This window comes from Blastomonas sp. SL216, from assembly GCA_026625625.1.
In the GTDB taxonomy this organism is placed as follows: domain Bacteria; phylum Pseudomonadota; class Alphaproteobacteria; order Sphingomonadales; family Sphingomonadaceae; genus Blastomonas.
In genome coordinates, this window is record CP113055.1 from 2149209 (window position 1) to 2171585 (window position 22377).

General features: G+C 64.7%; 27 protein-coding genes. 10 read left to right on the plus strand and 17 right to left on the minus strand.

Going from position 1 to position 22377, the window contains the following annotated elements; genetic code table 11:
- The first annotated feature begins 5 nt into the window (after window positions 1-5).
- From OU999_10105 to OU999_10125, 5 genes are read left to right on the plus strand one after another with little or no spacing between them, the layout of a single operon-like run.
- Complete coding sequence (locus tag OU999_10105; GenBank protein WAC25405.1) at window positions 6-647, plus strand: 2OG-Fe(II) oxygenase; 642 nt, start codon at window positions 6-8, stop codon at window positions 645-647.
- Window positions 617-1867 carry a divalent metal cation transporter gene (locus tag OU999_10110; protein WAC22117.1) on the plus strand — a complete coding sequence of 417 codons (1251 nt, stop codon included), beginning with the start codon at window positions 617-619 and terminating at the stop codon, window positions 1865-1867. The genes OU999_10105 and OU999_10110 overlap by 31 nt, the downstream gene beginning before the upstream one ends.
- Window positions 1864-2652 (plus strand): 5-oxoprolinase subunit PxpA, encoded by a 789-nt coding sequence (gene pxpA, locus OU999_10115; GenBank protein WAC22118.1) that lies wholly within the window; start codon window positions 1864-1866, stop codon window positions 2650-2652. Before OU999_10110 ends, pxpA begins: the two co-directional genes overlap by 4 nt.
- Window positions 2627-3286, plus strand: a complete 660-nt coding sequence (locus OU999_10120) for a carboxyltransferase domain-containing protein (protein WAC22119.1) — start codon at window positions 2627-2629, stop codon at window positions 3284-3286. Before pxpA ends, OU999_10120 begins: the two co-directional genes overlap by 26 nt.
- A complete protein-coding gene (locus OU999_10125) occupies window positions 3283-4224 on the plus strand; it encodes a hypothetical protein (protein WAC22120.1) in 942 nt (313 codons plus the stop codon). The genes OU999_10120 and OU999_10125 overlap by 4 nt, the downstream gene beginning before the upstream one ends.
- 12 nt (window positions 4225-4236) lie before the next feature.
- On the opposite strand, the gene OU999_10130 is transcribed toward OU999_10125, so the two are convergent.
- Entirely contained in the window at window positions 4237-4872 is a 636-nt protein-coding gene (locus OU999_10130; GenBank protein ID WAC22121.1) for a glutathione S-transferase family protein, read from the minus strand.
- A gap of 43 nt (window positions 4873-4915) precedes the next feature.
- A complete protein-coding gene (locus OU999_10135) occupies window positions 4916-6235 on the minus strand; it encodes a serine hydrolase (GenBank protein WAC22122.1) in 1320 nt (439 codons plus the stop codon).
- A gap of 276 nt (window positions 6236-6511) precedes the next feature.
- Between OU999_10135 and OU999_10140 the strand changes: the two genes are divergently transcribed.
- Window positions 6512-6904, plus strand: coding sequence for a hypothetical protein (locus OU999_10140; protein WAC22123.1), 393 nt, complete (start codon window positions 6512-6514; stop codon window positions 6902-6904).
- Between the two features lie 10 nt (window positions 6905-6914).
- Here OU999_10140 and OU999_10145 read toward each other — a convergent pair whose 3' ends face one another.
- The 6 genes from OU999_10145 to OU999_10170 form a co-directional block, all read right to left on the minus strand.
- A complete protein-coding gene (locus OU999_10145; GenBank protein WAC22124.1) occupies window positions 6915-7598 on the minus strand; it encodes a glutathione S-transferase family protein in 684 nt (227 codons plus the stop codon).
- On the minus strand, window positions 7598-8509 hold the full coding sequence (locus OU999_10150) for an alpha/beta hydrolase (GenBank protein ID WAC22125.1): 912 nt from the start codon (window positions 8507-8509) through the stop codon (window positions 7598-7600). The genes OU999_10145 and OU999_10150 overlap by 1 nt, the downstream gene beginning before the upstream one ends.
- 8 nt (window positions 8510-8517) lie before the next feature.
- Window positions 8518-9168, minus strand: a complete 651-nt coding sequence (locus OU999_10155) for a 3-oxoacid CoA-transferase subunit B (GenBank protein WAC22126.1) — start codon at window positions 9166-9168, stop codon at window positions 8518-8520.
- Window positions 9168-9620 carry a hypothetical protein gene (locus OU999_10160; GenBank protein WAC22127.1) on the minus strand — a complete coding sequence of 151 codons (453 nt, stop codon included), beginning with the start codon at window positions 9618-9620 and terminating at the stop codon, window positions 9168-9170. Before OU999_10160 ends, OU999_10155 begins: the two co-directional genes overlap by 1 nt.
- Window positions 9617-10450, minus strand: coding sequence for an acid phosphatase (locus OU999_10165; GenBank protein WAC22128.1), 834 nt, complete (start codon window positions 10448-10450; stop codon window positions 9617-9619). The genes OU999_10160 and OU999_10165 overlap by 4 nt, the downstream gene beginning before the upstream one ends.
- A gap of 158 nt (window positions 10451-10608) precedes the next feature.
- Complete coding sequence (locus OU999_10170; protein ID WAC22129.1) at window positions 10609-11316, minus strand: CoA transferase subunit A; 708 nt, start codon at window positions 11314-11316, stop codon at window positions 10609-10611.
- A 182-nt stretch (window positions 11317-11498) separates the two neighbouring features.
- Between OU999_10170 and OU999_10175 the strand changes: the two genes are divergently transcribed.
- Window positions 11499-12317, plus strand: a complete 819-nt coding sequence (locus OU999_10175; GenBank protein ID WAC22130.1) for a universal stress protein — start codon at window positions 11499-11501, stop codon at window positions 12315-12317.
- Window positions 12318-12345: 28 nt separating this feature from the next.
- On the opposite strand, the gene OU999_10180 is transcribed toward OU999_10175, so the two are convergent.
- The gene (locus tag OU999_10180; protein WAC22131.1) at window positions 12346-14487 is read right to left on the minus strand and encodes a TonB-dependent siderophore receptor; all 2142 of its coding nucleotides are present in this window, start codon (window positions 14485-14487) and stop codon (window positions 12346-12348) included.
- 205 nt (window positions 14488-14692) lie between these two features.
- On the opposite strand from OU999_10180, the gene OU999_10185 reads away from it, so the two are divergent.
- Both OU999_10185 and OU999_10190 read left to right on the plus strand, forming a co-directional pair.
- A complete protein-coding gene (locus tag OU999_10185) occupies window positions 14693-15727 on the plus strand; it encodes an alpha/beta hydrolase (GenBank protein WAC22132.1) in 1035 nt (344 codons plus the stop codon).
- 13 nt (window positions 15728-15740) lie between these two features.
- Window positions 15741-16484, plus strand: a complete 744-nt coding sequence (locus OU999_10190; GenBank protein WAC22133.1) for a ParA family protein — start codon at window positions 15741-15743, stop codon at window positions 16482-16484.
- Here the strand turns inward: OU999_10190 and OU999_10195 are convergent.
- The 8 genes from OU999_10195 to ispG form a co-directional block, all read right to left on the minus strand.
- Complete coding sequence (locus tag OU999_10195; GenBank protein ID WAC22134.1) at window positions 16466-16594, minus strand: hypothetical protein; 129 nt, start codon at window positions 16592-16594, stop codon at window positions 16466-16468. The genes OU999_10190 and OU999_10195 overlap by 19 nt on opposite strands.
- Window positions 16595-16646: 52 nt before the next feature.
- Entirely contained in the window at window positions 16647-17027 is a 381-nt protein-coding gene (locus OU999_10200) for a type II toxin-antitoxin system VapC family toxin (GenBank protein WAC22135.1), read from the minus strand.
- Complete coding sequence (locus OU999_10205; GenBank protein WAC22136.1) at window positions 17027-17314, minus strand: AbrB/MazE/SpoVT family DNA-binding domain-containing protein; 288 nt, start codon at window positions 17312-17314, stop codon at window positions 17027-17029. Before OU999_10205 ends, OU999_10200 begins: the two co-directional genes overlap by 1 nt.
- 56 nt (window positions 17315-17370) lie before the next feature.
- Complete coding sequence (locus OU999_10210) at window positions 17371-18120, minus strand: hypothetical protein (protein WAC22137.1); 750 nt, start codon at window positions 18118-18120, stop codon at window positions 17371-17373.
- A gap of 78 nt (window positions 18121-18198) precedes the next feature.
- Window positions 18199-18714, minus strand: coding sequence for a hypothetical protein (locus tag OU999_10215; protein WAC22138.1), 516 nt, complete (start codon window positions 18712-18714; stop codon window positions 18199-18201).
- A 128-nt stretch (window positions 18715-18842) separates the two neighbouring features.
- Window positions 18843-19322 carry a GNAT family N-acetyltransferase gene (locus OU999_10220; protein ID WAC22139.1) on the minus strand — a complete coding sequence of 160 codons (480 nt, stop codon included), beginning with the start codon at window positions 19320-19322 and terminating at the stop codon, window positions 18843-18845.
- A gap of 11 nt (window positions 19323-19333) precedes the next feature.
- The gene (locus tag OU999_10225; GenBank protein ID WAC22140.1) at window positions 19334-19657 is read right to left on the minus strand and encodes a multidrug efflux SMR transporter; all 324 of its coding nucleotides are present in this window, start codon (window positions 19655-19657) and stop codon (window positions 19334-19336) included.
- Between the two features lie 3 nt (window positions 19658-19660).
- Window positions 19661-20812: a flavodoxin-dependent (E)-4-hydroxy-3-methylbut-2-enyl-diphosphate synthase gene (ispG, locus tag OU999_10230; protein ID WAC22141.1), complete on the minus strand. Its 1152-nt coding sequence runs from the start codon at window positions 20810-20812 to the stop codon at window positions 19661-19663.
- A gap of 91 nt (window positions 20813-20903) precedes the next feature.
- On the opposite strand from ispG, the gene OU999_10235 reads away from it, so the two are divergent.
- Window positions 20904-22343: a M20/M25/M40 family metallo-hydrolase gene (locus OU999_10235; protein WAC22142.1), complete on the plus strand. Its 1440-nt coding sequence runs from the start codon at window positions 20904-20906 to the stop codon at window positions 22341-22343.
- The last annotated feature ends 34 nt before the right edge of the window (window positions 22344-22377 follow it).

A 22377-nucleotide genomic window follows, 5' to 3' on the forward strand; every position in this document is an offset into this window, starting at 1 on the left:
AGAGCATGATCGAGCCTGGCAGCAACCAGTGCGACACAGCCGCGCTGATCAAGGTGCCGGGCGTCCAGAAGGTGCCGACCCCGCGGATGGAGCTTTTCATCCTGCGCAATTTCCTGTCAGCAGAGGAATGCGCGCGGTTCATCGCCAAGATCGATGCCGACCGACGGCCATCGACCATCGCCGACCCCAATGGCGACAGCTATTTCCGCACCTCTGAAACCTGCGACATGCGCGCCGACGATCCCGATGTCATCGCGCTCGACCAGCGGCTGAGCGCGCTTTCGGGCATCGATCTGCAGTATGGCGAGACGATGCAGGGCCAGCGCTATGCCGTGGGCCAGGAATTCAAGGCGCATACCGACTATTTCGAGCCCGGCGGCGAGGATTTCGCGCGCTTTACCAGCGTGGCCGGGCAGCGCACCTGGACCTTCATGCTCTATCTGAACGAGCCGGAAGCCGGGGGCGCGACGCGGTTCAAGACGATCGGCAAGTCGATCCAGCCCGAAGCCGGCAAGCTGCTCGCCTGGAACAACCGCCGCCCCGATGGCAGCGTGAACCCGGCGACCATCCACCATGGCATGAAGGTGCGCGAAGGCACGAAGTACATCATCACCAAATGGTATCGCGAGAGGCCCTGGGGCTGGTGAGGCTCACCGCCTATCGCCCTGGGCCCGCGATGCTGGTGACTGCGGCCTTTATCGGCCCCGGCACCGTCACCGCGTGCGCCAGCGCCGGGATCGGCTTTGGCTATGCGCTGCTTTGGGCGCTGGTCTTTGCAACCATCGCCACCATCCTGCTGCAGAACATGGCGGCGCGCGTCGCCATCGTGACCGGGCAGGGGCTGGCCGAGGCGATCCTTGCGGCGGCGGCCAACCCGGCGCTGCGCTGGGCGATGGCGGCGCTGATCTTTGCATCGCTGGCCATCGGCAATTCGGCCTATCAGGCGGGCAATGTCAGCGGAACGGCGGCGGGCCTGAAGCTGCTGGGCGTAACCGGGGTGTCCCCTGCCCTGCTCGCGCTGGCCATAGGGACGGTGGCGGCCGCGCTGGTGATCATCGGCAAGCCCGCCTGGCTGGAAAAGCTGCTGATCGCGCTGGTGCTGGCGATGTCGCTCGCGTTTATCGGGGGGCTGGCGGTGATCGAGGTCGACTGGGCGGCCGCCGCGCGCGGCCTTGTCCCCAGCCTGCCCAGCGACAGCCTGTTCACCGCGATTGCGCTCATCGGCACCACGGTGGTGCCGTATAACCTGTTCCTGCATGCAGCATCGGTGCGCGGCAAGTTCAGCGCCGACAACGAAGGGCTGGCGGCATCAAATCTTGATACGGCCATTTCGGTGACGCTGGGCGGACTGCTCTCCATGGCGATCGTCATCATGGGCGCGGCGACGGCGGCGATGGCGGCGAGCGGCGCGGGGCCGCTCGATGACACCGCGCTGCGGCTGGAGAGCCTGTTCGGGCTGCCCGCACGCATCGTCTTTGCCTCGGGCCTGATCGGTGCGGGATTCAGCTCGGCACTGACCGCGCCGGTGGCGACCGGCTATGTGCTCGCCGAGATGATGGGCGGCGCGGGCGATCCGGCCAGGCGTGCGCGCATCTTCAAGGGTACCGCGCTCGCGGTGGTGATCATCGGCACGCTGTTTGCCGTGTTCGCGGTGAACCCGGTCGAACTCATCCTGATCGCCCAGTCCGCCAATGGCCTCTTGCTGCCGATCCTCGCCGCGTTTCTGCTCTGGGTCGCCTCGCGCCGGGCGAGCCTGGGCAGCTTTGCCAATGGCCCGGTCGCCAATGCGGCAGGTGTCGTCGTGGTGCTGATGTGCGCTGGCCTTGGCATGCGGCTGATCCTGCGGTCGATCGGCATCTGGCCGTGACCCGATCGATCGATCTCAATGCCGATCTGGGCGAAGAGCCCGACCAGCAGCCGCGCGACATCGCGCTGATGCAGGTCCTATCCAGCTGTAATATCGCCTGTGGCGGCCATGCCGGGGACGAGGCGAGCATGACGACGATGCTGCGCGCGGCAAGCGCCGCCGGCGTCGCGCCAGGTGCGCATCCCAGCTATCCTGATCGCGCAGGGTTCGGGCGGGTATCGCTTGCCATGCCGCTGCCCGAGCTGATCAATTCGCTGCTGGATCAGGTGCGCGCGCTGGACGCCGTGGCTGCGCGCGAAGGCATTGCGCTCACCCATATCAAGCCGCACGGCATGCTGTACAACGACCTCGCCAACCGGCCCGACATGGCGCTGGCGGTGGCGACCGCGCTGTACCAGGCCTTTCCGCATCTCGCACAGGTAGGGCTGGCGCATTCGGCCAGCGCGCACGCCGCACAGGCGGCCGGCGCCCGCTTCATCGCCGAGGGCTTTGTCGACCGGGGCTATACGCCTGCGCGGCGGCTGATCCCGCGCAGCCAGCCTGGCGCGCTGATCGCCAGCGACGCCGATCGCGCCGCACAAGCCGTCGCGATCGCCACCGGCCAGCCGCTAACCGCCAGTGACGGCAGCCTGATCGCGGTTGAGGCGCAAAGCCTGTGCATCCATTCCGACAGTCCGGGCGCGGAACAAACCGCTTTGCGGATAGCAGACGAGATGGCACTCTTGGGGATAACGATAAAGGCCCCTGGAGAGCTGCCCGATGACCCAGCCGATCTATTGCGCTGACGACTGGTTGATGATTCGAGGTCTGCCGCCCGAACGCGTAGCGGCCTTGGCCACGGCAGCAGAAGCGCAAGGCTGGGACGATATCGTGCCTGGGCTGGACAGCCTGTCGCTGGGCTGGAACCCGGCCGAGCGCGGAATCGAGGCAGCACAGGCGCTCGCCCGGGCCCTGACCGACGGCGATGCCACAGCGCCCGACATCGCATCCGCGCCGTTGGCGACGCTGCACATCTGCTACGAAGCGCCCTGGGCGCATGATGCGGACATTGTCGCCGAACTGCTCGGCATGGCCACCGATGCGCTGCCGCAATGGCATGCCGCGCAGGACTGGAGCGTTGCCATGCTGGGTTTCCAGCCGGGCTTTGCGTACCTGACCTGCGACGCGCGCATCCCTGACATCCCCCGCCTTTCCGATCCGCGTGCGCGGGTCGAGGGTGGGTCGGTCGGGTTGCTCGGCCAGATTTGCGGGCTCTATCCGCATGCCGGGCCCGGTGGCTGGCCGATCATCGGCCGCATTGCCGAAACCCTGTTCGATCCGCATGCCGCATCCCCCGCCTTGCTTCAGGCCGGGCAGAAGGTGCGCTTCGCGCGGATCAGCGCCGACGATCTCGCGGCACGGACGGGAGGCAGCGCATGAGCCTTACCGTCCTCAAGGCCGGGCTGCAGTCGAGCATCCAGGCCGGCCCCTTCCGATCCTTGCGCAAGCTGGCGGTGCCGTCGGGCGGCGCGGCCGATACGCTGAGCCTGGCGCTCGCCAACCGGCTGGTCGGCCAGCCGCTCGATGCAGCCGGAATTGAAATCACGCTGGGTCCGGCGGAGTTCCGCGCGGAGCGGGCGCTGAGCGTCGCAGTCACCGGGGCACCGTGCCAGATCCAGATCAACGGCGATGAGGCCGAACCGCACCACACGCTGCACCTGAAGGCGGGCGACACGCTCAGCATCGGGCGCGTCTGGGCGGGATGCCGCGTGTACCTTGCGCTGTCGGCGCAGATCGATGTCCCCGAATTGCTGGGCACACGCTCGACGCTGATCGGGGCGGGCTTTGGCGGGCTGGACGGTCGCGCGCTGGCCGATGGCGATGTCATCGCGCTCGGCAGCGGCGGTGCGGATTCTCCATCGCTCGTCACCCCTCCCGAGTTGCAGCCGTTTTTCGGCCATGGCTTCGTGCTGCGCATCGTTGCCGGGCCGGAAAGCGAGCGGCTGGCGCTGGGGATGGCGGCCTTGGCGCGCAAACGCTGGCGCGTTTCCTCCAGATCGAGCCGCATGGGCCTGAAATTGCAGGGGACCGCGATCGACCTCAACTCTGCCGCACCGATCCGCAGCGGCGCGGTCTTCCCCGGAATCATCCAGTGCCCGCCCGACGGGATGCCCTATCTGATCGGCTGCGAAGGCCAGACCACCGGCGGCTATCCGCGCATCGGCCAGGTCGTTCGCGCCGACCGGCACCTGATCGGCCAGCTCGCGCCCAATGCGACGATGCTGCTGGTGCCGGTCCAGCCCGAACAGGCCGAACAGATCCACGCCGAAAAGCTGGCGCTCTGGACGGACTGGCTGCCCGGTCTGGCGCTCGCCTGACCGGGCGCGCGGTCAGGCGCTGATCGCGGCAAAGATCATCGGGCCGCCAAGCTCGATCGACTTCTTGTACGCCGGGCGATCGCGCAGGCGGTCGAGATAGGCGATCAGATTGGGCCGATCGCCAATCTGCTTGCTCGCCGTTGCGACCTCGAGCAGATAGGCCATGTTGATGTCCGCGCCGCTTAGCCGATCGCCAACGAGATAGTCATGGCCGGTCACCGCGCGTTCGACATGGTCGAGCAGCTTGGTCACTTCCGCGCCCATGAAGCCGCCGAGCATCGGGCCCAGGCCGCCGAAGCGCGGACCCAGCGCGGTGAAGATAATCGGGCTCGACATGGTGCCTTCGGCAAAATGCAGCCATTCGAGATAGGCCGGACGGTCCTTGGCATTGGACGGTGCCAGCGTCTCGCTGCCGAAACGCTCGATCAGATATTCGATGATCGCACCCGATTCGACCATCACATGGCCATCGACGACCACCGTCGGGGCCTTGGCCAGCGGATGCACCTCGCCCAGCGCAGGCGGCGCGCGGAAGGTCTGCGGATCGCGCTGGTGCCGCACCATCTCGTATGGCGTGCCCATTTCCTCCAGCAGCCAGATGACCCGGGTGGACCGCGAATATTCCAGGTGATGCAGCACGATGCTCATTGAAGGTCTCTCCATTTCTGTTCTGTTTATGGAATAGCTGCGGTCAATCGGCCGAGGTCATCGTCTCCGGTGCGCCGGTGTCCGGCAGGCTCGCCGGGCCGTTCAGCGCGGGGTCGTTGTCCATCTCGGTCCAGTCGCTGAACGGACGGCCATAGATCTGGTCGAAAAATTCGTAAGGCAGGCGGAAGGGCCGGGTCGAACCGCTGTTCCACAGCATGACGATGCCGGTGCGCAGCTCCGGATCGAACCACAGCACCGCGCGATAGCCGTTCACCGCGCCGCCATGGCCGACCAGCCAATGGCCGTCATAGATATGGCTGCGCCAGCCCTGGCCATAGCCATGGCTGATGATCAGCGCTTCGGGTCCGCTGCGACCACCCTTGTAGGTAGCAACGCGCGGGCGGTGGATCTCAGCCAGCACGCCGGGCGTGATCACCTGGGGCGCCTGGCCCATCTGCGCCTGCATCCAGCGCGCCAGATCGACAATGTTCGAGCTGACCCCTGCCGCAGCGGGCACACGAAAATAGGCATCGGACAGCGTCTGGACATGACGGTGGCGATAGGGCCGCGCCCAGTTGGCCGCGCCGGTGAGGTTGGCCATCCCCAGCCCTGCGCTCTTCATCCCCAGCGGGCCGAACAGCATCTGCTCTGCCGCCTTGTCGTACGGCGTCCGGGTCGCGTTGGCGACGATCTCGCTGAACGCATCATAGGCAACATTCTGATAGCTGTGGCAATCGCCCGGCATGCACTGCTGCGGGACGGTGGAGAGCATGTTGCGCAGCATGGGCGCAGGGTCGCCCGATTCCAGCTTGCCGTCATAGGCGTTGCGCGCCAGGCCCAGCCGGTGCGCGAGCAGATCGGGGATCGCCAGCCGGGTTTCCGCGCCGCCCGCAAGCTTCAGCGTGGTGTTGAAAGAAGAGAGCGGCGCCGACAGGCTGAGCTTGCCCTGCTGCGCGAGCTGATAGGCCAGCGTCCCCGCCACGCCCTTGGACACCGAGGCCCAGCGGAACACGGTTTGCGGCGTCACTGGCATGCCAGCCTCGCGATCGGCAAAGCCATAGCCGTTCACAAAGGTCAGCCGTCCGTTCTCGACTGCGGCGACAGCCAGCCCGACCATTTCAGGATCACGCATCAGCCTGGTGATACGGGCATCGAGCGCGGCATAATCGACCTTGCCCTGCCAGCGGTCGGGCGTCAGCGGCAGATTGGCATCGTCGATCAGCGCCGTGCTGGCCTGGGCCGCGATCGCCGGCGTACCAGTGACGACACCGCCCCCGCGCGACACGCTCATGCCAATGAGCAAGGCTCCTGCGGCAATGCCGCCCGCGGTCCAGAATAACGGACTACGCAGCCAGTGCTTCATGCTGTCTCCGAATGGTAAATTGCGCCCCGGCTGCAATGCCTTATCGCCTGCATTTCAGCCAATATGCACGTAATGCCCTGTAAAATGCTTAAGCACAAGTGAGGCGCGATTCGGTTAGTCGCCCACCCGGTCCGGATCATCGGCTCTTGGCGTCTGTCCCTCCGTTCGGGAGCCAGAGCACTCCCGGTGTGGCTGTGGTCACAAGCCTGCCGCCGATGGCTGGTAGAAGGCGCGCAAACCTATCGCAAAACCTTGATCGAGCAGGAGAGCCCCCTCATGACCTTCGCCCGCAACACACTTGCTGCGCTCGCTTTGCTGAGCTTGCCCGCCCTTGCCGCTGCCGCGCAAACTCCCGGCCCGCTGACCGGCACATGGACCAGCGATTTTGGCACCCTGACGTTGCTCGACCGGCAGGGCGAGATCACGGGATCCTATGACACCGATGACGGCCGGATCACGGGCACCTTCGATGGCAAGGTCCTGCAGGGCTATTGGATCGAGTCCATATCGGATTATACCTGCGACACACCACGGATGGGCAGCCGCCACTGGGGACGCATCCGCTTCGAGTTGAACAGCGCCGGGACCGGATGGACCGGCACCTGGTCCTATTGCGACTATGAATATCTCGAAGGCAATGTCTGGAACGGTCGCCGCGCACCGCGCTGACCGGGCGGTATCAGGCGCGATAGTCGGCCGTGATCGTGGCAACCCCGGCGATCTCGTCCTCATGCGCGGGATCGCGCCAGGTTTCGGCAAGCGCTGCGGCCTCCCAGTCGAGCATTGCCGGATGGGCGAGCATCCGGTCGACCCAGGCCTGGCCCTTCTCGCCAATGGCCAGGCCAAAGCTGCGCACGCGATAGGCGACGGGGGCGAAGAACGCGTCGACTGCGGTGAAGCGCTCGCCCGCCAGCCAGGGGCCGCCGAACCGGTCGAGCCCTTGCGCGAACAGCGCGCCGATGCGGTCGATATCGTTCTGCAGCGCGGGCGGCACCGCGATCAGTTCCGCGCACACACCGACGCTCATCGGGCAGATGTTGCGCAAGGGCGAAAAGCCCGAATGCATCTCTGCCGCCGCGCACCGCGCCCAGGCGCGCGCGACCGGATCGGCCGGCCACACGCCATCATGCCGCTCCGCCAGATATTCGACGATCGCCAGCGAATCCCAGACGACGATATCGCCATCGTGCAGGCACGGCACCTTGCCATTGGGCGCGAAGCTGCGGAATTCCTCCGAATTGTCGGGCCCGGCAAAGGGCACCAGCCGGTCGTCGAACGGGATTTCCAACGCACGCATCAGCAGCCAGGGGCGCAGCGACCAGCTCGAATAATTGCGGTTGGCGGTGAAAAGCGCATAGCCCATCAATCTTGTACCCCCGTCTTGCCCAGATGCCGGTTGAGGAACGCGGTGCTGTCGGCGAGCACCGGCCCCTTGCTGCGGAACGGAACCGACAGCGCCATCACCACCTCTTCATGGTCCAGCCCGCGATAGTTGATCAGCTCAGCCGGTGCGCCGAGCGCCGTCAGCCGCCGGGACAGGTTGATCGCGTTGCGCGGACGAACGGTCTCGTCCCTGGTGCTCGTCACCAGCAGCATCGGCGGCGCATCGGCGCGGGCCTGGTCGATCGGCTGGGTGACCTTGGGATCAGCATATTGGCCCATCGCGTCGATCGAACGCTTGGTGGTGAACGGGTAGAAATCATAGGGTCCGCTGAGGCCCACCACCGCCTTGACGATGCCGGGATCGACATCCGCCGCCTTCAGCCAGCGCGGATCGAGCGCCAGTAGCACGGCGGTATGCGCGCCCGCCGAATGGCCCGAAAACGCGATGCGCTGCGGATCGCCGCCAAAGCGGTCGATATTGTCGCGCACCCAGGCGACGGCTTGCGCGCCATCCTGGACAAAGGCCGGGAAGTGCACTTCGGGCACCTTGCGGTAATCGGGGATGACGACGACGAACCCTTCGCGGGCCAGCGCACGCCCGGCAAAGGCATAATCCTGACGCGCACCCTTTACCCAGCCGCCGCCATGCCAGAAGATCAGCACCGGGCGCTTGTCACCGGCCGAGGCACCTTCGGCGCGCCACACGTCGAGCGTCTGGCCATGGCTGCCGAAGCGCACCGCCTCGGCGACCAGCCTGGCCCCCTTGCCGCCCCCCATCGCCGCATCGAGCTGGCTCAGCAACAGCGGCGGCGATGTGGTCGCGGCATAGAGGCCGAACCCGCCCAGCAGCGCGGCAAAGGCCGCCATGCCCAGCTTGGTCGAACGCTTCATGGCCCGGTTCAGCTGACGTAATGGGCGGTGGTCTTGGCCGCGACCTCGTCCGCCGTGACACCGGGCGCCAGTTCGATCAGCTTGAACGGGCTGTCATGGTCGGGGCGCTGGAACACCGCCAGATCGGTGATGATCATGTCGACCACGTTCTTGCCGGTCAGCGGCAGCGTGCACGAAGGGATGAACTTGGGGTCGTCGTTCTTTGAGGTGTGCTCCATCACCACGATGATCTTCTTGACGCCCGCGACCAGATCCATCGCGCCGCCCATGCCCTTGATCATCTTGCCCGGGATCATCCAGTTGGCGATGTCGCCATTCTCCGCGATTTCCATCGCGCCCAGCACGGTCAAGTCGATATGCCCGCCGCGGATCATCGCGAAGCTGTCGGACGAGCTGAAATAGCTCGACGAGGCAAGCTCGCTGATCGTCTGCTTGCCCGCGTTGATCAGATCGGCGTCCTCGTCGCCATCGAACGGGAACGGGCCGATGCCGAGCATGCCGTTTTCCGACTGCAGCGTCACCTCGATGCCTTCGGGCACATGGTTGGCGACCAGCGTCGGGATGCCGATGCCGAGATTGACGTAATAGCCGTCCTTGAGTTCCTTCGCGGCGCGCGCCGCCATGTCGTCACGGGTCCAGCCTTTGGTTTCCTGGGGCATTACAATGCTTCCTTCTTTGAAAGAGCTGGCCATGCCGCCCAGGTACCGACGGCATAGACAAGGCCGTAGACCAGCACGATGAGCGAGGACCAGATGTTAAAGGGGGTACGCGCGGGCGGTTCGATGAGGATCGGAATGATCAACAGCCCCCGCGCCAGATAGATCGCGCTGATCAGCACCAGGGCGGTGCGCATCAGCGGCAGTTTCGGCAGGCGCCCTGCCCCGGCAAAGGCGTACCAGGCCCAGATCGCAAGGACGACGGCAATCCCGACAGTGAGCAGCGCAGGCTGCCACAGTCCGCGCTCCGCCATGCGTGCCATGTCCTCGCCCGCGCCGAAAAAGCGGTACCAGTCGGGCCCACCTGCAATGACGGCCAGGTGCAGCACAGCTGCGCACAGGCTGAGGCAGCCGCCGATCACGAGCCAGCGATTGCCCCGCCCGTTCCGGATCACGGCTGCGGCTGCCAGTGCGTTTCGGGCGGGAAGATGTCGTCAAAGCCGCCGCGGATGGATGGGCCGTAGACCGGGTTGGCGAACAGGAACCAGCCATTGCCCCACAGCCGGTCATAAGGTGCGGCGGTGGCCAGCGCGCGGCGCTGCAGCGGCGGCAGCTCGGGCTTGTTGAAGCCGTTGCGGAAATCGCCGAGCTGGTCGCCGGCCATGGCAATGACGCACCAGCGCGCGGCGATGGTGGCGCGGCGCTGATCCTTGCTCGATCCGGTCGCATCGTCGCCCATCAGGAACAAGGTCTCGCCATGCCTGAAATCGCCCAGGCCCGCAGCGGCGAGCGTCTGTTCGCTGCCCTTGGCATTGGCGGAGGAGCGGTTGGTGTTGGCAATCGGCGTGATGCCCGCTGCCCGCAGCGCCTGCATCGCATCGAGCGCGCCGGGCATGGCCACGGCCTTGCCGATGCCGGTGCGTTCCCACTGCTCCCAGGTCTTGGCGTCGAATTCCTTGCCGGTCAGCGCGAACCAGCGCATCGGGCCGATATTCCAGATCAGCGTTTCATCGGCATCGAACACGGCCGCAAGCGGCTTGTTGCCGCAGGCGAATGGCTTGCCGGTCGTCTCGTCGATGATCACGCTGTCGGCGGGCCGCGCCTTGGCCTTTGCGAGCGCATAAGCCGTCAGCGCGCCATAGGTCTGCCGCACCGAGATCGCACCTTCGGCCGAACCGTAGAGCCATTGCTGGCCCATCGGGACGGCTGGTACCGTGGCAGCGGCAGGCGCTGCCGGAGCGGCAGGCGCTTCGATAATGGTCGTGGTGCACGCCGTAAGTGCCAAGGCAGCGACCGCTGCGACGAGCTTTCCCCTCCCGCTTGCGGGAGGGGCAGGTTCAGCTTGCTGAACCAGGGTGGGCTGGGAGCACAAAGGTTGGCACATCCCCACCCCGGCCTGCGGCCACCCCTCCCGCCTGCGGGAGGGGAAAGGGGTCGCATTCATCACGCGTCGGCCCGTTCGCGGACGGTGCGGAATTCGATCTTCTTGTCATAGGGTGCGCCGCAGATCAGGCGCTTCACATAGATGCCGGGCAGGTGGATGGCGTCCGGATCGAGGCTGCCGGTCTCGACAATCTCCTCGACCTCGGCAACGCAGATCTTGCCCGCAGTCGCCATCGGCTGGTTGAAGTTGCGCGCGGTCTTGCGGAAGATCAGGTTGCCCGACTTGTCGGCCTTCCAGCCCTTGATGATGCACAGATCGGCATAGATGCCGCGCTCCAGGATATAGGTCTGGCCGTCGAAATCCTTGTGCTCCTTGCCCTCGGCAACCTGGGTGCCGACACCGGTCTTGGTGTAGAAGCCCGGAATGCCCGCGCCGCCAGAGCGGCAGCGTTCGGCAAGCGTGCCCTGGGGGCAGAATTCCACTTCGAGCTCACCTGCCAGATACTGCCGCTCGAACTCCTTGTTCTCGCCGACATAGCTGGAGATCATCTTCTTCACCTGGCGCGTGCGCAGCAGCTTGCCGAGGCCCTCGCCGTCGATCCCGGCGTTGTTCGAGGCGATGGTCAGGTCCTTGACACCCGAGTCGCGGATCGCATCGATCAGGCGTTCGGGAATACCGCACAGCCCGAAACCGCCGGCGCAGATCTGCATCCCGTCGAACAGCAGACCTTCCAGAGCGGATGCGGCATCGGGATAGATTTTCTGCATGACGGATGTCTCCCAGTCAAAAGGGTCAGGAACGGCGGCAAAGCGGCAGGATTCCGTGATTCGCGCACCCTGCCCTGCCCTAGCGGCAAGCCTGCGCTTTTTCCAGCGCCCGGTTGATATGAATCAATGCGCTTGGCCGGGTTAAGGCGCAAGGTGCACGCACCAAAAGAGGAGAGCGTGTGATGAAATCCATTCTGGTTTACGCCGATGGCGGCAAGGCCTTTGAATCCCGATTGCAGGTGGCGCTGGACCTTGCTCGCAGCCAGGGGGGGCATATCACCTTTCTGCAGGCGACGCCCTTGTCCGGCTTCATCGTGATGGACCCGATGGGCGGCAGCTATGTGCCCAGCGCCATTCTGGAACAGCTGCGCGTGGACGAGGACAAGTTGCGTGCAATCGTCGAAGCGCAGATGGGCATCGAAGGGCTGCCCTGGGACTGGACCGCCTATGACGGCGACGTCACCCAGGCGGTGATCAGCGCCTCGCGGCTTGCCGATGTGATCGTGCTGTCGCTCGACAATGCCGAGCGCAATGTGCGGCCCCACCCGCTGCTGTCGATTGCCGATGTCGCGGTGGAAACGCTCTGCCCGGTGCTGGCGGTGCCGACGACGCACAAGTCGCTCTATACCGGCGGCAAGATCCTGATCGCCTGGGATGGCAGCCACGAGGCGGCCAATGCGGTGCGCCAGGCGCTGCCGCTGCTCAAGTCTGCAGGATCGGTGCATCTGGTGACGGTGGTCGAACCCAAAAAGGCAGGCGGTTTCCCGTCGACCGAAGCATGCGAATATCTCTCACGCCACGGCGTGCACAGCGAACTGATCGAACGCGAACGCGGGCTGATGTCGATCGAGGAGATCATCGAGAATGTTGCGGGCGAGATCGGCGCGGACATGCTGGTCATGGGCGCGTTCGGCCACAGCCGGCTGCGCGAGGTGCTGCTCGGCGGGGTGACGCGCTATTTCCTCAAGGACTCGAACATCCCGCTTTTGCTGGCGCACTGATCCGCACCAGCGCCAACGGCCGCGCGCGTCAGAAGCGCGCGCGGACCGTGAAGCGGGCGTTGATCGGTTCGCCCGTGGTGATGTTGTTGTCGTTGTGCGAGGCCGGGAAATAGCGGGTGTCGAACAGGTTCTCGACATTGACCTGCGCCTCGATCTGGTCCGTCAGCTTGAAGAACAGAGCGGCATCGACGCGGGTGAAGGCGGGCAACCGCACGGTGTTCGATATGCTGGCGAACTGGCTTGCCTGGTGCGTGACGCCCAGACCAAAGCCGAGGCGCTCGTTCACGTCATAGCGGTTCCACAGGCTCGCCATATGGCGCGGCACCTGGCCGATCGCGCGGTTGGCGAGAGCGCCTGCGACCACGCGGCCGCGTTCGTCGGCGTCGAGATAGCTATAGCCTGCATTGACCTGCCAGCCGGGCAGGATCTGGCCGGTAAACTGCGCCTCGAACCCGCGTGTGCGGCTGCCGGTGAGGATCGAATTGGCGGGGTTGGCGGGATCGACCACCACGCCGTTCTCGCGATCGAGCTGGAAGATCGCTGCCGATACGCGCAGATTGTCGGCAATGTCCCATTTCGCGCCGATCTCGTAATTGTCGAACGATTCAGGTGCCAGCGTCGCCTGGGCGGGGGTGAGCGACAGGAACTGGTCGCCCGAGCGCGGCAGGAACGTCTTGGTGTAGCTGGCGTAGAACGACATCTGCTCCATCGGCTTGAAGATCAGCCCCAGGCGCGGCGACCATTCGGTATCGGTGCGCGCAAGCAGCCGTCCGGCCTGGATGTCGTTCACATCGATCTCGAACCGGTCGTGGCGCGCGCCGAGCACGATGTCGAAATGGTCGCCGATGCCGATCTGGTCCTGCAGATAGACCGAGGTGAAATTGACCTGCGAACGGGTGTTGCGGTTGTTCACCGGGAAGGTGATCGCAGGGATGACCAGCGGGTCGGTAAAGGCAAAGGTCGCAACATTGGTGCCGCTAGTGGCAAAGCGGCCATTCTGCCGCGCGTTGGCCGATTGCTGGTCGCCATATTCGAACCCGGCCAGCAGCGTGTGGCTGAGCGGTCCGGTCTGGCCGGTCCACACCAGATTGCCTTGCACGAAAAAATTCTCGCGCTGGGTCGTATCGCGATAGGAATCGAGCGTGACGCGGCCGGCGGCCAGATTGCTCGCTGCTGCGAACAGGTTGGTATAGGCCTTGTCATAATCGGCATATTGCACGGTCATGTCGAAGCGCAGCGTATCGGTGAAGCTGTGCTCCAGCCGCCCACGCAGGATATGCGCTTCCAGCGAAGTGGTGTTGAGCTCCGGCGATCCGAAAAAGGTGCGGTAGACACCGCGCACCGGGCCTGCCGGATTGGCGATGGTACCGCCGGTGGTCGACGGAATGCCGCGATCGACGATCCGGTCGTCATCGATGAATTCATAGGAGAAGAGCAGCCGGGTCTTTTCACCCAGGGCCGCGCCGATGGTCGGGTTGATCGCGATGCGGTTGCCACCAAAGGCATCGCGATGGTTGTCGAACTCCTCGTACATCGTGTTGATGCGCAGGCCCGCGCTATCGCCCAGCGCCGCATTGACGTCGCTGGTCAGCGCGAACGCCCCGAAGGTGTCGACCGAGGCCGAGCCGCCGTAAAAGGTTTCGCCCAGCACCGGTGTCTTGGTGACGCGGTTGACCACCCCGCCACCGCCGCCGCGACCGAAGAGCAGCGCGTTCGATCCCTTGAGGATCTCGACCCGCTCCAGATTGTAGAGCGGGCGGTAATATTGCACGTCATCGCGCACGCCATCGACAAAGAAGTCGGCAGTGGTGTCCTGGCCGCGAATGGAAATCTGGTCGCGGTGCCCTTCGCCCTGGTTCGACGAGACGCCGGGGGTGTAACGCAGCACATCGGCCAGGTCCTGCAGCGCCTGGTCCTCGATCTGCTCGCGCGTGTAGACCGAGATTGCCTGAGGAATATCGACCAGCGGGGTCGGCGTCTTGGCTGCGCGCACGATGTCGAGCGCCAGATAGCCTTCGCTGCGTCCAGTCACGATGATCTCGCGCTGGTCCTCTGCGGCAGTGTCTTCGTCTTGCGCAGCATCGCCGGCCGTTTGTGCAAAAACCGGTGCAGCAAAGCCCAGGACCGATACCGCGCTGACGGCAACCAGCAGACGTGACTTGAACAGCATAAATGAACCATCCCATCGGCGCGGCCATGGCGTGGCAGCGATTCTCGTTCTCAAGGTCGCCGCACTAATGATAAGCATTCTTAACTGCAACACAAAACAGCGCGCCGAGGCTTGACAGAGATGCGCGCTGCAAGGTGCTGGAAGTGCAGCGATATTGCCACTAGCATGCGCACGAGGCACTGCTGTCGCGAGGAACCCTGACCCGATGATCAAATTGCTGAAATGGCTGGCTATCCTGCTGATCGTCGCAGTCATCGGCCTGGGCATCTGGGGCTTTGCACCGAATATCGAGCCAAGCGAACTGCAGGCGCAATATGGCCAGCCGCCCTCGCGCTTTGTCGAACTGCCCAATGGCCAGAGCGTCCATATTCGCGACGAGGGTCCGCGCGACGCGCCGGCCATCCTGCTGATCCATGGCTCCAACGCGTCGCTGCACACCTGGCAGGGCTGGGTCGATGATCTGAAGAAGGATTATCGCGTGGTGCGCTATGACCAGCCGGGCCATGGCCTCACTGGCGCACAGATCAAGGGCGACTACAGCACCGAGGCGTTCCGCGACACCGGGGCAGAGGTGATGAACGCGCTCGGCATCAACCGCTATGTCGTGGCGGGCAATTCGATGGGCGGCTGGGTCGCGTGGAACATCGCGCTCAAATATCCGAAGCGCGTCACAGGGCTGGTGCTGGTCGACAGCTCGGGTGCGCCCGAGGCCAAGCCGACCAGGATTCCGATCGGCTTCCGGCTGGCGCAAAGCGCGGCGGTCCGGCCGATCCTGAAGGTCTTCACGCCGCGCAGCATCATCGAACAGAGCCTGCAGCAAAGCGTCGGCGATCCATCCAAGGTCACGCCCGCAATGGTCGATCTCTACTGGAAGCTGCTGCGCCATCCCGGCAATCGCGAGGCGACGGTGGCGCGCGGCGATTTCCCCCGCAAACCCGCCGATGCGATGGAATTTGCCGGGCTGACCATGCCCTCGCTGATCCTGTGGGGAAAGAAGGACACGCTGATCCCGCTGGCCAATGCCATCTGGTTCTCGCGCCAGCTGCCCAACGACACGCTCGTCACCTATGACGATCTGGGTCATATCCCGATGGAGGAAGACCCCAGGCGCACCGTCGCCGATTTGCGCGCCTGGCTGGAAAAGACCGGACTCAATCGCACTGCAACAGCCACGACACAATCAGGCTCTAGCCCTGCCGCTGCGCCTGCCGCCGCAGATGCGGTGCAGCAGGGAGGCTGATATGGGGGACCGGATGCACAGCATTGCCGTCTACAATCTGAAAGGCGGCGTGGGTAAAACCACCAGCGCGGTCAATCTGGCATGGTGCTCTGCGGTCCTCTCCTCGCGTCGTACGCTGTTATGGGATCTCGATCCGCAAGGCGCGGCGAGCCATCTGATCGGCGATGACAAGGCGGTGAAGGACGAGGCGCGGTCGATCTTCGCGCGCGACGTGTCGCCCGAAAAGCTGGTGCGCCCCTCGCGCATCCCGGGGCTCGATCTGCTGGCGGCGGACCACTCGCTGCGCGGGCTGGACCGGATGCTGTTCGAGATCGGCAAGGCCAAGCGGCTGAAGAAGCTGATCGACGGGCTGGGCAAGCATTATGACCGCATCGTGCTCGATTGCCCGCCGGGCCTCAGCGAAACATCGGACCAGGTGCTGCGCGCGGCCGATCTGGTGATCGTGCCGATCATCCCTTCGCCGCTGTCGCAGCGCGCCTTTGTCGAGGTGCAGAACTATCTGGACGGCAAATCGGGTCGGCATGCCCCGATGCTGCCGGTGTTCGTGATGGTCGACCGCAGGCGTGCGCTGCACAAGCAGGCGCTGGAGACCTATCCAGACTGGCCGGTCATCCCGATGGCCAGCGCGGTCGAGCGGATTGCGGAAGAGCGGCTGCCGGTGGGCGCGTTCGACGCAAAAAGCCCGGCGGCCCAGGCTTATGCGAAATTGTGGCAGGGGATCGAGCGCAAGCTCGCCGTTCAGAAGGGCAGCGGATAACGCGCCAGGATCAGCGCGCTGGCGCATCCAGAAACGAGCACGAAACGCAGCACCACGGTCCAGGCGGCATCTGTTTGGGCGCGGGCGGAGATGGCGATGGCTTTGCTCATGCCGCCAAGGGTCACGCAAAGGCACTAAGATCGCGTTAACGCGCCAAGCCAGTCATCGAATCAGGCGGATTTCCACGCCCACATCCAGCCCTTGCCATTGCCTGTCGGCGGTGATTACCGGCACGCCTTCCTGGCGAGCCAGTGCCAGGCAGGCCCGATCACCGAGTGAAAGACCGCGATGGCGAGTGGGCTCACGCAAACCTGCTGTCACTCGAGCATGAACCGCACCGAATGGCACAACCGCGATATTGAGTCGCGCCACTTGGCGCTCTGCAAAATCCGAATTCATGCCGCGATCGAGGCACCTGGTCAGGATTTCGCTATAGTTGACGCTCGATAGCAATCCGTCGAGCAATTCGCCGACATCCAGATTTCCGATTGGCTCCTCAAAGAGGACAGCCAGAACCACTGAAGCGTCTAGAACGAAAGCCATCACCGTCTATCGCGCGGGACTGAGGCGGCTGCTTCATCATCCTCCTGCTGAGCTTCCCGACGGCGCTCTGCTATGAGGTCGTCGACCATGCTGCGCCCATCCTGAGGCTGGTATGGGCGAAACACCTCCTGAACCTCTCGCACCACCTGCCGATAGCTCTTTACCACCAGCGCCTCGCCCTCGCGCTCCAGAACCAGGCGGTCACCATCAGCAAAACCGAGCTCACGGCGCAGCTCTGCCGGAATGACGATCTTGCCGCCCTTGATCACCTTGGCCGAATAGGTCATGCGTGCCTCCTTGGGTCCTGCCTTGTACCACAGGACCCAAGGGCACTCAACGAAGCTTACTGGCCGATAGCGGCCAAGCTGCCATCCGGCCCCTTGGCGACGATGGTCAGCGAACCGGGATCGATCTCTGCCAGGTCCTGGCCGAAATCGAAGAACCAGGCATAGCCCTGGGCGGCGCGCCAGAAGCGGAAGCCTTCATCGAAATAGCCAAGGTCGCCGCACACCGCGACAGGACTGCCATCTGCCGTAGTCGATCCGTTGGGGTCGGCATCGACCACCATTGCATCCTTAGGCCAGCCTTGCTGATTGGCCGGTCGGGCCTTGCACTTGGCCGCTTCGGCCTGGTCTTCGATCACCGAACGCGCGCGCTGGGTGATCGCCTCGGCGGGATCGCCCTCTGCGGTGTACATATAGCCGATGGTCAGCGGCTCGCCCAGTTCGCCCAGCATCGCGGCCTTGGTCATCTGCAACTCGGCGCGCTCGGCCCCGCCGGCCACTTCGATCTGCACCGCCTTGTCGCCGCAGACGAGGCCGCGATAGAGCAGCACTTCATCGGCAGGAAGCGCGGCTTCCATCACCTGCCATTCGCAGCCATCGGGTGCCTCTGGCGAAGCGCTGGCATCCATGTTCATGTAATTGACCGCCCGGCCCTTGCACAGGCCGGTCAGCTTCAGCTTCTCGCCATCATCGGCGCAGCTGGCATCAGCGGCCTTGTCCGCCCCTTCTGGAGCCTTGTCATCGGCTCCGCCGCCGCACCCCATGAGTGAAAGGCTGAGCACGCCAGCCAGCATCCATTTGCCACGCATTCCGGACCTCTCTTTCGTCAAAAGACAGGTCCGGGCGCTGCGCCCCCCGCAAATAGCGACCGGACCTGCCAGAAAATGTCAGCCTTCGCTTTCGCCCTGCGTGCAGAAGGTGACAAACGTGTCGGCTTCGCCCTCGGCAGGCGCGTCGACATTGATCGTGTTCATGCCGAACGACAGCACCTGCTTGCCGGCAAAGGCGCTCTTGAAATTGTCAGGCAGCGGCGCGCTGCCGCTGGCAAAGCCGTCACCCCCTGCGGGCACCATGATGCTGAGCGCCGGTTCGCCGCCATCGGGGGCAAGAGTCAGCGCGATCTCTTCGGGAATGCGTGCAAAGCCCGGCACTTCCATCTCCACCGTCTTGCTGCCGTTGGCGCATTTCAGCGTGGCAAGCGGTGCATCCGCGCCATTGGCCAGCGACATCACGGTCTTGCCGTCTTCGGCCGAGATCGACCAGATCGGGCCGGAAGCAGCGGGTGCGGCTTCAGTCGCCGCCTCTCCCTCGGCAGTGGCCTCGGCGGCCTTTTCCCCGCCGCACGCGGCCAGCACAGACACCATCATCGTCACGCCCAGAAGGCGCAGCTTGGTCAGTTTCATCGCATATTCCCCATCTCGATCCGGTCCGCAGGCCCTCCCCTGCGATCCTCGCGCGAAACTAGGGGGACGCGCGCCTGGGGCAAGCGCAATCCGGGGTGCCTGTACGGCTGTACAGGGCAGCTGCCCGCCTAGCTGGCGGCAAGCCGATCCAGCGCCTCGCCCTCGATCCGCCAGGGCTCCCAGCCCTTCGAATGATGCGCGCCGATATGGGTATAGAATTCCCGCGCCTTCTCGTTCCAGTCGAGCACGGCCCAGTCCATTCGCGCGCACCCGCGCGCCTTGGCCTCGCGCGCCAAAGCCGTCAGCAGCGCCCGCCCGGTGCCGGTGCCGCGCGCCGTGTCCGCGACGAACAGATCTTCCAGATAGAGCGATGGCGCGCCGGTCCAGGTCGAATAGGTGAGGAACCACAGGGCCAGCCCGACGATCTCGCCCTCGATCTCGGCCAAATGCGCGAACACCTGTGGGTTCTCGCCGAACAAGGTGGCGCGCAGCGACGCTTCGGTTGCCTTGACCGCATCGGGCTCGCGCTCATAGACCGCCAACGCGATGACCATGCGCAGAATAGCAGCCTCGTCGCCGGGCACTGCCGACCGGATTGTTACAGTCATTTTTCGTGTTCCTAATGCTGCCCGGCAAATTTAAGACCGATGACGCAGCCGATTAGCCCGATGATCAGCGCAAGCCGCACAATGCCCAGCGTCTCATCACCGGTCGCAACGCCCACTGCCAGGGTACCGACGGCACCAATGCCCACCCATACTGCATAGGCGGTTCCCAGCGGAATTACCTTGGCTGCCTTGTCGAGCAGGGTGAAGCTCAGAAATGCGCAGAGGATAAAGCCCGCCGTCCAGCCAATCTCGCGAAAGCCGTTTGCATAGCGCATGCAGGTAGTGAACCCGACCTCGAACAGGCCGGCACCCAGCAGCAAAAGCCATGGCCCCATGGACTATTCCGCCGCGACCGGCTCGGCATTCCCGGCGTCGCTGGCTTCCGCCTCGATCTCGGCGGCCTTGGCCTCGACCAGCCTGACGATATGCTCGACCATGCCTTCATCCTCGACCGTATGGTCGGTGATGCCGGACAGGTACACCATATGCTTGCCCTTGCCGCCGCCGGTCAGGCCGATGTCGGTCTCGCGCGCTTCGCCCGGGCCGTTGACGACACAGCCAAGCACCGAGAGCGAGATAGGCGTATTGATATGCTGCAGCCGCTCTTCCAGCTTCTGCACCGTGCGGATCACGTCAAAGCCCTGGCGCGCGCAGCTGGGGCAGCTGACGATGCGGACACCGCGGGTGCGGATGCCCAGCGATTTCAGGATCTCGTATCCGACACGCACCTCTTCCTCGGGCTCTGCCGAGAGCGAGACGCGGATGGTATCGCCAATCCCCGCCCAGAGCAGGTTGCCGATGCCGATCGCGCTCTTCACCGTGCCGCCGATCAGCCCGCCTGCTTCGGTAATGCCGAGGTGCAGCGGGCAATCGACCGCATCGGCAAGCTGCTGATAGGCCGCGACCGCCAAGAACACGTCGCTCGCCTTTACCGCGACCTTGAACTCGTGGAAATCATGGTCCTGCAGCAGCTTGATATGGTCGAGCGCGCTTTCGACCAGCGCCTCGGGACAGGGCTCGCCATATTTTTCGAGCAGGTCCTTCTCGAGCGAACCGGCGTTGACGCCGATGCGGATCGCGCAGCCATTGGCCTTCGCCGCGTTGACGACCTCTCGCACGCGGTCGGACGAACCGATATTGCCGGGGTTGATGCGCAGGCACGCAGCGCCTGCATCGGCAGCTTCCAGCGCGCGCTTGTAGTGGAAATGGATGTCCGCGACGATCGGCACCTTGGCGGCGCGGGTGATCTGCTTCATCGCGGCGGTGGATTCGACATCGGGGCACGAGACGCGGATGATGTCGACGCCGGCATCCTCGCAGCGGCGGATCTGATCGATCGTCGCCCTGGCATCGGATGTCAGCGTGTTGGTCATGGTCTGCACGCTGACCGGCGCATCGCCGCCCACCGGAACCTTGCCGACCATGATCTGGCGGCACTTGCGCCGATCGATATCGCGCCAGGGTCGCAAAGAGGGGTTGTGGGCCGACATGAATTGTTCTCCAAGAGTGTGACGCAGCTATAGTCGCTTCGACCGGCTTTGGCGAGATGTGCGGGTGATAGAAAAGGGGACGCCGAATACCATGAAAACCGTGTTGAGACTGGCGCTGGCCACGGGCCTTGCATCGATGGCTCTCGCCGCAGCCCTGCCCGCCCAGGCCCAGGCCCAGGCTGACGGCCAGCAGCGCAACGCCAACGAACAGGCCGCGCGTCAGCTTTACAGCGACATTGTCAGCATCCGCACCGCGCGCGGTCACAAGCAGATGGGCGTGATGACCAGCTACCTCAAGGACCAGTTGCTGAAGGCCGGCTTTGCCGAGAACGACATCACGATCACCGATTATGACAGCGACGGCGAGCCGACCCAGGGACTGGTGGTGCGCTATGCCGCCAAGGGCAAGCCCAAGGCCGGACCGATCGTGTTTCTGGGCCATATGGATGTGGTCGAAGCGCTGCCCGAGGATTGGGAGCGCCCTCCGTTCAAGCTGACGGAAGAGAACGGCTATTTCTTCGGTCGCGGTTCGCTCGACAACAAATATGGCGTCGCGACGCTGGCGCACAATTTCATCAGGCTGAAAAAGGAAGGCTGGGCCCCCAAGCGCGACTTGTACCTGGTTTTTTCGGGCGATGAGGAAACGGGGATGATCTCGACCCGTGCCCAGGCGAAGATGGTGGCAGAAACGATCAAACCCGCCTTGGTGCTGAACGGCGATGCCGGCGGCGTTGCCATGACCAACGAGTTCAAGCCGGTGATGTACCAGGTCCAGGCGGGCGAAAAGACCTTCGCCACATTCGAGCTGACCGTCACCAATCCCGGCGGCCACAGCTCGCGCCCGCGCGCCGACAATGCGATCTATGAACTGGCCAGGGCGCTGGGCAAGATCGAAGGCTATCGCTTCCCGGTCAATGCCAGCCCGCTGGTGCGCAGCTATTTCAGCGAAATGGGCAAGCTGACCCCGGGCGAAATCGGCAAGGCGATGCAGGCCTTTGGCGCCAATCCGGACGATCAGGCCGCGCGTGCGACGCTGCTCGCCGATCCGGGCATCGCCACGCAGATGATGACCACCTGCGTCACCACCATGCTGCGCGGCGGGCATGCCGAAAACGCATTGCCGCAATCGGCCACCGCCACCGTCAATTGCCGGATCATGCCGGGCGAAGGCGGCGCGGCGGCCACCCAGGCGGCGCTGCAAAAGGTCATCGGCAATGACGGGGTGAAGTTCAAGCTGCTGACCAATGTGGTGGAAAGCCCCGAATCCTCGCTGACGCCCGAGGTGCGCGATGCCGTCACCGCCAGCCTGAAGACGCGCTATCCCGGCCTGCCGATCGTGCCCGAACTGTCCTCTGGCGGCACCGATGGCATGCACTATCGCGCGCTGGGGATGAACACCGTCGGCATCGGTAACGCCGCGATGCGCAGCGCGGACATTTTCGCGCATGGGCTGAACGAACGCATCCGGGTGGCGGACTTTTACGGCGGGCTGGACCACTGGTATCTGGTGATGAAAAAGCTGGCGGACTAAGCGGCCTGGTCCCGAAACAGGGGGAAATTTTTAA

Coding starts and splice junctions, on each gene's coding strand:
- OU999_10105 (WAC25405.1), top strand. CDS start 6: ATGATCGAGCCTGGCAGCAACCAGTGCGACACAGCCGCGCTGATCAAG.
- OU999_10110 (WAC22117.1), top strand. CDS start 617: ATGGTATCGCGAGAGGCCCTGGGGCTGGTGAGGCTCACCGCCTATCGC.
- OU999_10120 (WAC22119.1), top strand. CDS start 2,627: ATGACCCAGCCGATCTATTGCGCTGACGACTGGTTGATGATTCGAGGT.
- OU999_10125 (WAC22120.1), top strand. CDS start 3,283: ATGAGCCTTACCGTCCTCAAGGCCGGGCTGCAGTCGAGCATCCAGGCC.
- OU999_10130 (WAC22121.1), bottom strand. CDS start 4,872: ATGAGCATCGTGCTGCATCACCTGGAATATTCGCGGTCCACCCGGGTC.
- OU999_10135 (WAC22122.1), bottom strand. CDS start 6,235: ATGAAGCACTGGCTGCGTAGTCCGTTATTCTGGACCGCGGGCGGCATT.
- OU999_10140 (WAC22123.1), top strand. CDS start 6,512: ATGACCTTCGCCCGCAACACACTTGCTGCGCTCGCTTTGCTGAGCTTG.
- OU999_10145 (WAC22124.1), bottom strand. CDS start 7,598: ATGGGCTATGCGCTTTTCACCGCCAACCGCAATTATTCGAGCTGGTCG.
- OU999_10150 (WAC22125.1), bottom strand. CDS start 8,509: ATGAAGCGTTCGACCAAGCTGGGCATGGCGGCCTTTGCCGCGCTGCTG.
- OU999_10155 (WAC22126.1), bottom strand. CDS start 9,168: ATGCCCCAGGAAACCAAAGGCTGGACCCGTGACGACATGGCGGCGCGC.
- OU999_10170 (WAC22129.1), bottom strand. CDS start 11,316: ATGCAGAAAATCTATCCCGATGCCGCATCCGCTCTGGAAGGTCTGCTG.
- OU999_10175 (WAC22130.1), top strand. CDS start 11,499: ATGAAATCCATTCTGGTTTACGCCGATGGCGGCAAGGCCTTTGAATCC.
- OU999_10180 (WAC22131.1), bottom strand. CDS start 14,487: ATGCTGTTCAAGTCACGTCTGCTGGTTGCCGTCAGCGCGGTATCGGTC.
- OU999_10185 (WAC22132.1), top strand. CDS start 14,693: ATGATCAAATTGCTGAAATGGCTGGCTATCCTGCTGATCGTCGCAGTC.
- OU999_10190 (WAC22133.1), top strand. CDS start 15,741: ATGCACAGCATTGCCGTCTACAATCTGAAAGGCGGCGTGGGTAAAACC.
- OU999_10195 (WAC22134.1), bottom strand. CDS start 16,594: ATGAGCAAAGCCATCGCCATCTCCGCCCGCGCCCAAACAGATGCCGCC.
- OU999_10200 (WAC22135.1), bottom strand. CDS start 17,027: ATGGCTTTCGTTCTAGACGCTTCAGTGGTTCTGGCTGTCCTCTTTGAG.
- OU999_10205 (WAC22136.1), bottom strand. CDS start 17,314: ATGACCTATTCGGCCAAGGTGATCAAGGGCGGCAAGATCGTCATTCCG.
- OU999_10210 (WAC22137.1), bottom strand. CDS start 18,120: ATGCGTGGCAAATGGATGCTGGCTGGCGTGCTCAGCCTTTCACTCATG.
- OU999_10215 (WAC22138.1), bottom strand. CDS start 18,714: ATGAAACTGACCAAGCTGCGCCTTCTGGGCGTGACGATGATGGTGTCT.
- OU999_10220 (WAC22139.1), bottom strand. CDS start 19,322: ATGACTGTAACAATCCGGTCGGCAGTGCCCGGCGACGAGGCTGCTATT.
- OU999_10225 (WAC22140.1), bottom strand. CDS start 19,657: ATGGGGCCATGGCTTTTGCTGCTGGGTGCCGGCCTGTTCGAGGTCGGG.
- ispG (WAC22141.1), bottom strand. CDS start 20,812: ATGTCGGCCCACAACCCCTCTTTGCGACCCTGGCGCGATATCGATCGG.
- OU999_10235 (WAC22142.1), top strand. CDS start 20,904: ATGAAAACCGTGTTGAGACTGGCGCTGGCCACGGGCCTTGCATCGATG.